Here is a 10,503-nt window from a genome sequence, read left to right as displayed (position 1 = left end):
CGACCTGCTGATTACAAATCAGCTGCTCTAGCCAGCTGAGCTACATCGGCGTTTTTTACACTTTTTACGCATAAAAAAAGTCCGCTATTTCTAACGGACTGCAAATGTATAGATTTTTTATTTTATTCAAAACATTTTTTAATAAATTTTATTATAAATGTGCTCTTAATTTTTCTTTTCGCTTTTTTAACTGTCTTTCTAATGATGAGACAGCCATATCTGCTCCTTCTTCAAAGCTTTTGCATTGTTTTTTTACTACAAAACTATCTCCTGGAACACTTACCCTAGCTTCGAAAACTTTATTTTCTTTGTCGCTAGTGTTTTCTACCTTTAGAAAAACATCAGACTTTATAACTTTATCATAAAACATATCTAACTTATCCATTCGCTTTTGAATAAAATCTATTAATTTTTGGTCAGCATTAAAATTAACTGATTGTGTGTTTACTTTCATACTTCTATTTTTTGGTTAGACAATAAAATTTTTACTTTTCACTCCTTGGATGTGACTTTACATGTACTTTTTTAAGCTCGGTTATACTATTGTGTGTATAAACTTGTGTTGCTGCTAAACTTGAATGACCAAGTAATTCTTTAACAGCATTTAAATCAGCTCCTTGATTAAGTAAATGAGTAGCAAATGAATGCCTTAATATATGTGGACTCTTTTTTACTTTTGAGGATGCTAAACTAAAATAATCATTTATTATTCTGTAAACAAGTGTTTCGTAAACTTTAATTCCTTTTTTAGTTAAAAATAAGATGTCTTCATCTGTAATACTTTCTAATTTATTTCTTGAAACTAAATACTTATTTATTGTTTGCACTACCGATTCTAATAACGGAACGATGCGCTCTTTATTTCTTTTTCCTAATACTTTTAACGTTTTATTATCTAAATTAACACTTGTTAGTTTTAGTTCGACTAACTCTATACGTCTTATTCCTGTGGAATAGAATAATTCAATTATCAATTTATTACGAATCCCTTCAAAATCATTCTCGAAATGTAAATCGTTTAAAACGGTCATTACTTCATTTTCTGAAAAAGGAACTTGAATTTTCTTGCTAGTTTTTAACGCTTTGTGTTTAGAAAGCGGATTGGTTTTTATCTCACCTATTTTTAAAAGAAACTTGTAATAGGTGTTTAATGCAGAAACTTTTCTGTTAATACTTCTGTTTGACAGACCACTTTCTACCATGGAGACTATCCAACTTCTTATTTGTGGATAGTTTACCTTATTAATAGTGTTGGTTTCATATTTGGCTGTTATGAAATCTGAAAAGTTTTCTAAATCAGTTTGATAAGCATTTACGGTTAATGCAGAATAGTTTTTTTCGAGCAATAAATATTCTGTAAATGATTTGAAGGACATTTTATATATTTAATTTTTAAAGTTAAAAGTTTAAAAATTAAACAGCAACTTTAAAATCAAAATACTTAAAAATTGATAGATAAAAAAATTCCCGCATTTGCGGGAATTTAATTCTATTATAATTTAGAAGCTATTAAATATCTTCTGCATCTCTCAATCCTTGAATGTACTGTGCCTTTTGTATTTGCGCTCTACGTACTACTGAAGGTTTGTTAAACTGCTTACGTACTTGAAGTTGACGTTTAGTTCCAGTTTTATCAAACTTTCTTTTAAAACGCTTTAGCGCTCTATCTATATTTTCCCCTTCTTTTATTGGTATAATTAACATAGTGTCTTAACCTCCTCTCTTTTAGATTTTGTGGGTGCAAATATAAAAACTAATTAATAATTAACAATTAAATATTTAAATTTTTATGTAACAGGTTTATAGTCTTTCTTATCGATGATTATTTTTGCTAAAATTTCTTTTAATATCTCAGACGTCCCTCCTCCTATTGGACCTAATCTGCTATCTCGTAAAAGTCTTGCCATGGGATAATCTTCCATATAGCCATAACCTCCTAAAAACTGGAGGCATTGGTAGATAACCTCATCTGCCATTTTAGTAGATTTTAGTTTAGACATGGTGGCTTCTTTCACCACATACTCGCCTTTGTTTAACATATAAGTCACCGTATAGTTAAAGGTTTTACAGATTTCCATATCGGTATATAATTCTGATATTGAATGACGTAATGCTTGAAATTTATCGATGGGTTTTCCGAAAGCCATACGTTCGGACATATATTGTAAAGCATACCCTAAAGCGTATTCTGCACGAGCATGTGCATTAACACCCATAATTAAACGTTCTAACGAAAAATGCTGCATGATATAAGGGAAACCTTTATTTTCTTCTCCCAATAAATTAGTTGCTGGGATTTTAACATTATCGAAAGCAATTTCTCCAGTATCGGATGCGCGCCAACCCAACTTATCTAATTTTGTTGCAGATACCCCGGCAGTTTCTCTATCAATAACAAAAATACTTATGCCTTTATTACCTAATTCTGGGTTTGTTTTTGCAGCAACTACCAAATAGTCGCTTGCTACTCCATTCGTTATAAAGGTTTTAGAACCGTTTATGATATAATGATTTCCGTTTTTAACAGCTGTAGTTCGCATGCCTGCAACATCGCTACCACCAAAAGGTTCGGTAATACATAAGCACCCTATTTTATCGCCAGAAATACTTGGTACTAAATAACGTTCTTTTATATCGTGGTTTCCTTCGGCATTAATGTGCGTCATTGCTAAATAACAGTGCGCCCAAATTGCTGCGGCAAAACCACCAGAGTTTATTTTTTGAAGTTCTTCAAGAAGAATAACGGTATAGAAAAGGTCTAAATTTAGTCCGCCATAAGCTTCTGGATAATTGATACCAAAGAAACCCATATCGCCCATTTTTTTCCAAATGAAGCGTTCAATATTTCCATCTTTTTCCCATTTATCTATATGCGGAACAACTTCTTTGTTTAAAAAATCTTGTAAACTTTTTCTAAAAAGTTGATGCTCTTCGGTGAAGTACATTGTATTCATTAGCGTTTTTTTCTTTCAATTCGATAGCATTAATCGAGCGACAAATATAATTTAATTATCTCGATTTTATTTACAGGAAAGTCTTTAACTTTTATTAATTCATTTAACGATTTATAGCCGTCTCTTAATTTTCTCTGCTCAACAATCTCGTGTGCTAAATCGTAATCGATGTGCTGAATGTTAACGAGGTCTTCTATTTTAGCTTTATTTATATTGATTTTTTTGATTGGTCTTGGTGTTTTAACGGTAAACTGATTGGTGATTTTTTCGATAACTTCAGGCGTTAATCCATAAATATCTTGAAGCTGAACATCGGCAATAAATCCGCCATCAAATTTATTTCTGAATTTTACAATGCGCTCTGAGTAATATTCACCAATGCCATTTACTTTTTGTAATTGTTTTGCGGTTGCTGTGTTTAAATCTTGTTTTTGAGCGAATGTTTTTGGTGCATTATTGTAGACTGTTACATTACTTTTTGGTTTCGGATTTATAACCCAATCTGGAAATTTAAAATATGGAGATATCGTGTTTAAAAGTGAATCGGATATTTTGGTTACCTCTTGAAATTCTTTTGAAGAATTCACCCATTTGTTTTGTTTTCTAAACGCGTGTAACCTGTCAATTTCTTCATTTGACATTCCTAACGAAGCACCTTTATAATCGGTGACATAATTTGGATTAAAAGGGTATATTTTTGATTTTCTTTCTTCAAGTTCAACTAATTTAAGTGAATCAATTTCTTTTTGAAATTTTGCGAGTTCTTCTTGATTTACTGAGATGTCTTGATAATCTTTATCAACAAAAAAATAAACGCATTGCAATACTATTATAAGTAGAATTAATAAAAAAATCCCATTTCGCTGTTCTTTTGAAAACGTGAAATGGGACTTCATTTAGCTTATTCTTTTATATTATTTTTTATTCCTCTTTACTCGCTTTTATAGCACCCACATACTTATTCATTTCTTCTCTTACTTTAGGGAATAAGAACAGAAGTCCAATCATATTTGGAAACACTAGAGCTAATATCATAGCATCAGAAAATTTAATTACCGCATCTAATGTTGCAGCTGCTCCGATAACAATAAAAATTAAGAATAGAATTTTATAAACAGTATCTGCTGTTTTTCCTTTTCCAAATAAAAATTTCCATGATTGTAAGCCATAATAAGACCAAGAAATCATAGTTGAAAATGCAAATAAAACAATCGCAATAGTTAATATATACGAGAACCCTGGAATTACAGAATCAAAAGCCATAGATGTTAAATCTACACCTCCAATAGAGCTTCCATCAGAATTTAAAATTACATTACTTGCACCGTCACCGCCATACGGAAATACGCTTTGCATATTTGTACCATCAATATTGAAAAAGATGATAACTAAAGCTGTCATTGTACAAATAACAACAGTATCAATAAAGGGTTCTAAAAGTGCCACAACACCTTCTGATGCTGGATAATTTGTTTTAACTGCTGAATGCGCTATAGCTGCTGAACCTGCACCAGCTTCGTTTGAAAATGCTGCACGTTGGAATCCTACTATTAAAACACCTACTAAACCACCAAGTCCTGCCATTGGCGTAAATGCACCACTAAAAATTAATCCGAAAGCATCACCAATAGAGCTGAAATTTGTAAAAATTATCACTAAACACGCAAGTACATATATCCCAGCCATAAATGGTACAATTTTTTCTGTAATACTTGCAATACGTTTAATACCACCAATAATTACAATACCAACTAAAGTAGCTAAAATAATACCAATAATTACACCTGTTGCACCACCTTGTAAATTAAACAAAGAGCTTAATTGTACAGCAGCTTGATTAGATTGAAATGCGTTACCTCCTCCAAAAGAAGCACCAACACAAAGTATAGCGAATAAGCCTGCAAGTACTTTTCCTATTCCTGAAAAACCTCTTTCTTTTAGGCCTTTTGATAAATAATACATTGGACCACCGTATACAGTACCGTCTTCTCCAACATCTCTATATTTTACACCAAGTGTACATTCTACAAATTTTGTAGACATCCCTATTAAGCCACAAACAATCATCCAAAATGTAGCTCCAGGACCACCAAGTGCAATAGCTACTGCAACACCAGCAATATTACCTAAACCTACAGTACCAGAAACAGCAGTTGCTAACGCTTGAAAATGGCTAACTTCTCCTTCTTTACTTTCATCTCGAATAGTATCTGGGATATCGCCATCAATTGCCATATTAGGATCTCCAGCGGCATGACCACCCTCAACTTCATCATATTTACCTCTAACCGTATTTATTGCCAATCCAAATTTTGTGAAACTCGGAAACTTAAAATATATTGTGAAAAAAGTTGCTCCAGCTACCAAAAGAATAACAACAAAGGGTATGTTATAAGAACCTATTGGAACTGTAGTTAAAACAAAACCTTCCCACCAAGTTGCTACTGGCATAAAGGCATCATTTACTTTTTCGTCTAAACCTTTTTCTGCTTCTTGCGCAAATGTTAAAAATGGTAATATTAATGTGAAAATTGAAAGAAGATACTTCTTCATAAGAATAGGTTATTAGTTAGTTTTATTAAAGAGTTTTATATATAAAGCTAGCAAGATGCTAAAAATAATTGATTTTTTTAAACAATTAATTGTTAAAATACGAATTATGCTAATTTATATTATACACTGTATTAAGCACATCTATTTGCTCAGGGCGACCCAATACTATAATTTTTGAATTAGGAGCTAGGTCTAAATCTGCTTCTGGATTTACTATATACTCTCCATTTTGATCTTTATATCCAATAACCGTACAGCCTGTTTTTTTTCTAAGATCTAGATCTTTGATTGTTTTAATTTCTTTGGTTAGTTTTTCGACTGCAATTTCTTCAATATTTATGTTAGATTTCCCAACAATGGAAAGATTATCTACAAATTCCATTAAGCCAGGAACAACTACTAATGATGCCATATGATCGCCACCTATTTTGTCTGGCAAAATAACATTATTGGCTCCTGCTAGTTTTAATTTTTTATACGATGTTTCTTGAGATGCTCGACTTATAATATTAATGCTCTTATTAATTTGCCTTGTGGAAAGTACTACAAATAAGTTATCAGCATCATTTGGTAGTGCCGAAATCAAACAGGATGCTCTATCTACACCAGCTTGCAATAAGGTTTCGTCTTCATTAGCATTACCTAAAACAAAAGGCATCAGATCGTTTTCATCTTTTTCAACTAGCTCTTTATCTTTTTCAATAATAACAAACGGTTTGTTATAAGCTAATAATTTAGTTGCAGCTTGTTTACCATTTCTTCCATAACCACAAATAATAATGTGGTTTTTTAAATTATCAATCTTTTTCTGCATCTTTTTTTGTTTTAATTCTTCAAAACTATTCTTGCTTAAAATGTATTCGGTAATTACAGATAAGGCATATCCTAAAATAAAAACACTAATTAAAATTAATGATATCGTGAAAATTTTAGTAGCATCGTCTAATGGATGTACCTCTTTAAAACCAACAGTAGTAATGGTTATTACGGTCATATAAAGCGCATCGATCCATGTATAATTAGACATCGATTTAAAACCAATAACCCCAATAGCTAATAAAAGAATTAGCAGAATAACCGCGGTGTATATTTTTGTTCTAAAAAACTTTATTAATGGATTCATAAATCAAAAACAGATGAGCGTTTTGTATAAACTATATCTTTAATACGCATCCAAAAAGCCATAAATAAATAGAGCGCAAAACCAAAACCTAAAGTTACAAATGTTAAATACATAAACGAGGTGCGCACGACTTTGGCTCTAATACCAAACCGATCTGCAATACGTTGACAAACATAATATCCGTGCTTTTGAAAAAACAATAATGGTTTGTAGATGTTGTTCATGCCGCAATTTAACACTTCCTTTTTTAGTTTAAAAATTTCTATGTTTTTTTGTTTAAAAGTGAATTACCAACAGCACATTGTAAGCACTTATTTTTATTACAATACTCATTTTTTAGCTGAAGTAATCCTTGAGATTGTAAAGCCGAAGTTGATACTTTTTTTAATGCATTAAATTTCTCAACAATATTGTTTTTTTCTGAAGCTATGTCTTGTATTAGTTTTACAATATCACCATCTACTTGTTTTCCTTGATATCTTGCATATGCAAATTTTATTGGAATAATGGTATTAATCATTAGTAAATCTATAAACGCTTTACTAAGTTTCTTTTTTGTTTTTTTCGAAGTTTTATCAAATGTGTAATGCGATTCCCAAAACGATGATGTTTCCACAGAAAAAAGCATATAAAAATCTTTAGTAGAATTTATTTCATTAATTTTTGAAAACAAGTTTTGCTCATTATTATATAAACTTGCTAATTGCGATAAGCGAATGGTAGGAAAATTTGATGGCCGTAATCTAAAAAACTGAATAGGTGTTAGATTTTGATTTAATAGTGAAAATTTCTGTTTTAAAAATTGAAATTCTTTAGTTAAACTTTGAAAGTAAGCATCTTCAACATTGGTGTTTAATAAATTGGCTTGCCCAAAAAACAAAGCCTCTAAACTTGTTTGATTGTTTTGCAGTTTTCTGACTATTGAAAAATCTGTTGAGCTTGCTAAACTTAAAAACGCATCGGCATTTACTTTAAGTCCAAAATTTTTAGCGAGCATTTTAAACAAAACAGCTTCCCAATCATTTTTTGATGTTTTTAATAATTGATAAATATCTTCAAATTTTCGTTCTAAACGTTCAAAGTATAATCGCTCTAACCAATTTTGAACCAAAAAATCATTAATACTTTCAAAATCGTGTTCACAATTAATCCACTTATTCGTTTTAGAGAATAGTAATTGGTAATTATTTAATGTTTCTTTAGAAATATAATTTTTCAGCTCTAATGTAACTATTGCTGTATTATCTTTTCTATAAACATTAGTGTCGTGTTCCCAAACAACATGTAAAATAACGTTATCGTAAGCTTTATCTAACTCATGATTGTGTAAAAACCAATCAGATGATTTTATATGAACTTCTACATTTCCTGCCCAAAGCTGATTTTCAATTTTTAACTGGGCATTAAAAAAATCTGGGCCTGCATTACTATTAGGTTGCCCAACCGATACTATGTGAATATCTTCGCCATTTGTACCTTTTAAAAGATTAGCAGTAATTTTTTTATGTTGCCAGATATAATGTAGAAAATCTTCTTGCATGCATTAAATATAAAATTACCTTGCACAAGTACCAAATTGCAAATCATTATTCTTTATTAAATTCGATAAATTTGCAAAAACTATTTATATATGGAGCAACTCACATTAACCACGCCTGCACTTTTATTCTCTGCCATTTCTTTAATTATGTTAGCTTACACTAATAGGTTTTTGGCTTATGCATCAATAATAAGAAACTTGCACGATAAGTATATCCAAAAAAAAGATTCTGTTTTAATTGCTCAAATAAAAAATATTAAACAACGCTTATACTTAACACGATCTATGCAAATTTTTGGTATTAGCAGCTTGTTGCTTTGTGTTTTAACTATGTTTTTAATTTATATACAACAACATAACATTGCGGTTTGGGTTTTTGGTTTTGCATTACTTTTACTAATAATATCACTAAGTCTTTTAATTATAGAGATACAAATTTCTGTAAAAGCTTTAGAACATCATATTAGTGATATTGAGAATAACTAACATTAACATATCATGATAAAAACGACTCTAATTATTCTAAATCTTATAATATTACAAACTACTATGACTCTTTTTAATTTTAATTCTAAAAGTAATACTAACAATTGGCGTATTGTTAATGATGTTGTTATGGGTGGCCGTTCTAATGGAGAGTTTACAATTAATAAAAATGGAAATGGTTTATTTAAAGGGTATGTTTCTTTAGAGAATAATGGTGGATTTTCTATGCTACAATATACATTTGATACAAAAGATGTGTCTCGCTTTTCCAAAACTATAATTAAATTAAAAGGAGATGGTAAAACCTATCAGTTCAGAATAAAAACTAATGATAGTGATTACTATTCTTATATAAAACCTTTTACTACTAATGGAGAGTGGCAACTTATAGAAATACCGTTTAACACGATGCATCCTGCTTTTAGAGGCAGAAAATTAGATGCTCCAAATTACCCAGGAAAACAAGTAGAACTGATTGCATTTTTAATTGGCAATAAAAAAAATGAAGCTTTTAAATTAGAGATTGATAAAATTATTTTAAAATAGAGTATCTACTTATTCTAAATATTCAACTTTAAAATGAGTAATAATGTTGAAACTCCTTAACTTAAAACAATAAACAAACCTTCAAGAATCTTCACCAAAAAATACCAAACAATTAAATTATCTTTGCACTTCTTAACACGATAGCATGCGCATAGATATTATAACCGTTTTACCAGAATTACTTAAAAGTCCATTTGAAGCCTCTATTTTAAAACGTGCTATAGATGCAGGTTTAGTTGAAGTTTATTTTCATAATCTACGCGATTATACATCTGATAATTATAAATCTATTGACGACACCCAGTTTGGTGGTGGTGCTGGTATGGTTATGATGGTTGAGCCTATAGACAAATGTATTTCTGCTTTAAAATCCCAACGTAAATACGACGAGGTTATTTATATGACACCAGATGGCGAAACCTTAAAACAAGGCATTGCCAACCAACTCTCGTTAAAAGAAAATATTATTATTTTATGTGGTCATTATAAAGGTGTAGATCAACGGGTACGTGATCATTTTATTACGCGAGAAATTTCTATTGGCGATTATGTACTGTCTGGTGGCGAGTTGGGGGCTGCAGTACTTTGTGATGCTGTAATACGTTTAATTCCTGGAGTTTTAGGAAATGAAACCTCTGCCCTAACCGATTCGTTTCAAGATGGCTTACTAGCACCACCAATTTACACAAAACCTCGTGAGTATAAAGGCTGGAAAGTTCCTGAATTATTATTTGGAGGCAACTTACCAGAAATTGAAAAGTGGCGTGAAGAACAAGCTTATTTAAGAACTAAAGAACGACGACCGGATTTATTGGAGGATTAACTCACAATAAAACTTATGCAAAACATGGGCACTATGTAATTACAGTTAGCAACAGCTAGTATAATTAATGGTGTAATCCATTTAATTATTCTTACAGCCAATTAAAGAAACGGTCAGTGACATCCCTGTTTTTGCTTATAGGTAGCCTACTAAATAGCATCTGTTTTGTTGGCGGTTTTATTTATAATGCTATTGCCGCAAGAAACGGAACTGAAGCCTTATTAGATGTGCAAGTAACACTTACTTTTTTTAATGCGTTTTCTTTTTTTGTTTTTGGGATTGGACTGCTTTTACTTGCCTTAAATTTTATAGGCGAAACTAATTCATATCAAGCTTATCAAAGCAAGCAAAAAATTTATAGTCCTATTGAATACTATAAAAAATGAATAAGTCAAAAACTACGGCTTTTTAGTATATTTCTGTAAGAAAAATTAATTATATTTACGGGATAACAACGATAAAAAACTTACCATATCCT

General features: G+C 30.8%; 13 protein-coding genes. 4 read left to right on the top strand and 9 right to left on the bottom strand.

Features of this window, described 5'->3' with window-relative positions; all coding sequences use genetic code 11:
- Window positions 1–151: 151 nt before the first annotated feature.
- From raiA to AADI82_RS10600, 9 genes are all read right to left on the bottom strand, one after another.
- Window positions 152–454 (bottom strand): ribosome-associated translation inhibitor RaiA, encoded by a 303-nt coding sequence (raiA, locus tag AADI82_RS10640; RefSeq protein ID WP_034040680.1) that lies wholly within the window; start codon window positions 452–454, stop codon window positions 152–154.
- Between the two features lie 31 nt (window positions 455–485).
- On the bottom strand, window positions 486–1,376 hold the full coding sequence (locus AADI82_RS10635; protein ID WP_341216419.1) for a tyrosine-type recombinase/integrase: 891 nt from the start codon (window positions 1,374–1,376) through the stop codon (window positions 486–488).
- A gap of 133 nt (window positions 1,377–1,509) precedes the next feature.
- Complete coding sequence (gene rpsU / locus AADI82_RS10630) at window positions 1,510–1,704, bottom strand: 30S ribosomal protein S21 (RefSeq protein WP_034040684.1); 195 nt, start codon at window positions 1,702–1,704, stop codon at window positions 1,510–1,512.
- Between the two features lie 83 nt (window positions 1,705–1,787).
- Window positions 1,788–2,954 (bottom strand): acyl-CoA dehydrogenase family protein, encoded by a 1,167-nt coding sequence (locus AADI82_RS10625; RefSeq protein ID WP_341216418.1) that lies wholly within the window; start codon window positions 2,952–2,954, stop codon window positions 1,788–1,790.
- A gap of 29 nt (window positions 2,955–2,983) precedes the next feature.
- Window positions 2,984–3,850, bottom strand: a complete 867-nt coding sequence (locus tag AADI82_RS10620) for a helix-hairpin-helix domain-containing protein (RefSeq protein ID WP_341216417.1) — start codon at window positions 3,848–3,850, stop codon at window positions 2,984–2,986.
- A 25-nt stretch (window positions 3,851–3,875) separates the two neighbouring features.
- A complete protein-coding gene (locus AADI82_RS10615) occupies window positions 3,876–5,507 on the bottom strand; it encodes an alanine/glycine:cation symporter family protein (protein WP_341216416.1) in 1,632 nt (543 codons plus the stop codon).
- A 109-nt stretch (window positions 5,508–5,616) separates the two neighbouring features.
- Window positions 5,617–6,630, bottom strand: coding sequence for an NAD-binding protein (locus AADI82_RS10610; RefSeq protein WP_341216415.1), 1,014 nt, complete (start codon window positions 6,628–6,630; stop codon window positions 5,617–5,619).
- Entirely contained in the window at window positions 6,627–6,854 is a 228-nt protein-coding gene (locus AADI82_RS10605) for a PspC domain-containing protein (protein ID WP_034040695.1), read from the bottom strand. The genes AADI82_RS10610 and AADI82_RS10605 overlap by 4 nt, the downstream gene beginning before the upstream one ends.
- Before the next feature lie 38 nt (window positions 6,855–6,892).
- The gene (locus AADI82_RS10600) at window positions 6,893–8,170 is read right to left on the bottom strand and encodes a DUF2851 family protein (protein WP_341216414.1); all 1,278 of its coding nucleotides are present in this window, start codon (window positions 8,168–8,170) and stop codon (window positions 6,893–6,895) included.
- A 90-nt stretch (window positions 8,171–8,260) separates the two neighbouring features.
- Here AADI82_RS10600 and AADI82_RS10595 point away from each other — a divergent pair, with 90 nt between their 5' ends.
- The 4 genes from AADI82_RS10595 to AADI82_RS10580 all read left to right on the top strand — a co-directional run bounded on the left by AADI82_RS10595 (window position 8,261) and on the right by AADI82_RS10580 (window position 10,411).
- On the top strand, window positions 8,261–8,656 hold the full coding sequence (locus AADI82_RS10595; protein ID WP_341216413.1) for a DUF2721 domain-containing protein: 396 nt from the start codon (window positions 8,261–8,263) through the stop codon (window positions 8,654–8,656).
- A gap of 63 nt (window positions 8,657–8,719) precedes the next feature.
- Window positions 8,720–9,202, top strand: coding sequence for a CIA30 family protein (locus AADI82_RS10590; RefSeq protein WP_341216412.1), 483 nt, complete (start codon window positions 8,720–8,722; stop codon window positions 9,200–9,202).
- 145 nt (window positions 9,203–9,347) lie between these two features.
- Window positions 9,348–10,025: a tRNA (guanosine(37)-N1)-methyltransferase TrmD gene (trmD, locus tag AADI82_RS10585; RefSeq protein ID WP_341216411.1), complete on the top strand. Its 678-nt coding sequence runs from the start codon at window positions 9,348–9,350 to the stop codon at window positions 10,023–10,025.
- 116 nt (window positions 10,026–10,141) lie between these two features.
- Complete coding sequence (locus AADI82_RS10580) at window positions 10,142–10,411, top strand: hypothetical protein (protein WP_341216410.1); 270 nt, start codon at window positions 10,142–10,144, stop codon at window positions 10,409–10,411.
- Window positions 10,412–10,503: the final 92 nt, after the last annotated feature.

Source organism: uncultured Wocania sp., assembly GCF_964021735.1.
Classification (GTDB): Bacteria; Bacteroidota; Bacteroidia; order Flavobacteriales; family Flavobacteriaceae; genus Wocania_A.
This window is presented reverse-complemented; position numbering and strand designations above follow the sequence as displayed.

Coding starts and splice junctions, on each gene's coding strand:
- AADI82_RS10605 (WP_034040695.1), bottom strand. CDS start 6,854: ATGAACAACATCTACAAACCATTATTGTTTTTTCAAAAGCACGGATAT.
- trmD (WP_341216411.1), top strand. CDS start 9,348: ATGCGCATAGATATTATAACCGTTTTACCAGAATTACTTAAAAGTCCA.
- rpsU (WP_034040684.1), bottom strand. CDS start 1,704: ATGTTAATTATACCAATAAAAGAAGGGGAAAATATAGATAGAGCGCTA.
- AADI82_RS10615 (WP_341216416.1), bottom strand. CDS start 5,507: ATGAAGAAGTATCTTCTTTCAATTTTCACATTAATATTACCATTTTTA.
- AADI82_RS10635 (WP_341216419.1), bottom strand. CDS start 1,376: ATGTCCTTCAAATCATTTACAGAATATTTATTGCTCGAAAAAAACTAT.
- AADI82_RS10600 (WP_341216414.1), bottom strand. CDS start 8,170: ATGCAAGAAGATTTTCTACATTATATCTGGCAACATAAAAAAATTACT.
- AADI82_RS10620 (WP_341216417.1), bottom strand. CDS start 3,850: ATGAAGTCCCATTTCACGTTTTCAAAAGAACAGCGAAATGGGATTTTT.
- AADI82_RS10610 (WP_341216415.1), bottom strand. CDS start 6,630: ATGAATCCATTAATAAAGTTTTTTAGAACAAAAATATACACCGCGGTT.
- AADI82_RS10595 (WP_341216413.1), top strand. CDS start 8,261: ATGGAGCAACTCACATTAACCACGCCTGCACTTTTATTCTCTGCCATT.
- AADI82_RS10590 (WP_341216412.1), top strand. CDS start 8,720: ATGACTCTTTTTAATTTTAATTCTAAAAGTAATACTAACAATTGGCGT.
- raiA (WP_034040680.1), bottom strand. CDS start 454: ATGAAAGTAAACACACAATCAGTTAATTTTAATGCTGACCAAAAATTA.
- AADI82_RS10625 (WP_341216418.1), bottom strand. CDS start 2,954: ATGAATACAATGTACTTCACCGAAGAGCATCAACTTTTTAGAAAAAGT.